Source organism: Streptomyces sp. MCA2 (genome assembly GCF_023544705.1).
GTDB classification, from domain to species: domain Bacteria; phylum Actinomycetota; class Actinomycetes; order Streptomycetales; family Streptomycetaceae; genus Streptomyces; species Streptomyces decoyicus.
This window is the reverse complement of sequence record NZ_JAMJFM010000129.1, coordinates 1-883: the sequence shown is the minus strand read 5'-3', so window position 1 is coordinate 883 and position 883 is coordinate 1. Positions and strand designations below refer to the sequence as shown.

General features: G+C 68.5%; 1 pseudogene. It reads left to right on the top strand.

The features are described from left to right. Window positions 1-39 precede the first annotated feature (39 nt). Window positions 40-869 (top strand): annotated as a pseudogene (locus tag M8I34_RS41115) (IS5 family transposase). Window positions 870-883 lie beyond the last annotated feature (14 nt).

Below are 883 nucleotides of genomic sequence, written 5' to 3'. Positions count from 1 at the left end.
GTCTTCAAATGATCTCGGGTGGTGGATCATGGTCGGGTGATACGTCGCCATGAACTGTCCGATGCCGAGTGGGAGTTCGTCCGGCCGCTGCTGCCCGAGTCGTTGCGGGGTCGGAAGCGGTTGGACGACCGCACCGTGCTCAATGGGATCGTGTGGAAGTTCCGGACCGGCACAGCCTGGCGGGACGTGCCCGAGAGGTACGGTCCGTGGGCCACGCTGCACACCCGATTCCGCCGGTGGGCCCTGGACGGCACCTTCGAGCGGATGCTCCAGGCCGCCCAGGCGAAGGCGGACGAGGCGGGGGACATTGACTGGCTCGTATCGGTCGACTCCACCGTCGTCCGCGCCCACCAGCACGCCGCCGGGGCCCGAAAAGGGGGCTCCAAAGCCCCGCACTCGGACGCTCCCGAGGCGGTCTGACCAGCAAGATTAACCTCGCCTGCGACGCCACCGGCCGCCCGCTCGCCTTCACCGTCACAGGCGGGAACACCAACGACTGCACCCAGTTCACCGCCGTGATGGACGCGATTCGGGTGCCCCGGGTCGGCCCGGGACGGCCACGGGTCAGGCCCGCCCACGTGCTGGGCGACAAGGGCTACAGCTCCAAGGCCATCCGGACCTGGCTGCGGCGACGGGGCATCGGCCACACCATCCCCGAACGGACCGACCAGATCCGCAACCGGCTCCGGCGCGGCAGCCGCGGCGGACGCCCGCCGGCCTTCGACAAGCACCTCTACAAACGGCGCAACGTGGTCGAACGCTGCTTCAACCGCTTGAAGCAGTGGCGCGGCATCGCCACCCGCTACGACAAGACCGCCGAGTCCTACCAAGCCGCCATCACCCTCGCAGCCCTGCTGATGTGGGCGTGACATTTGAAGACAAC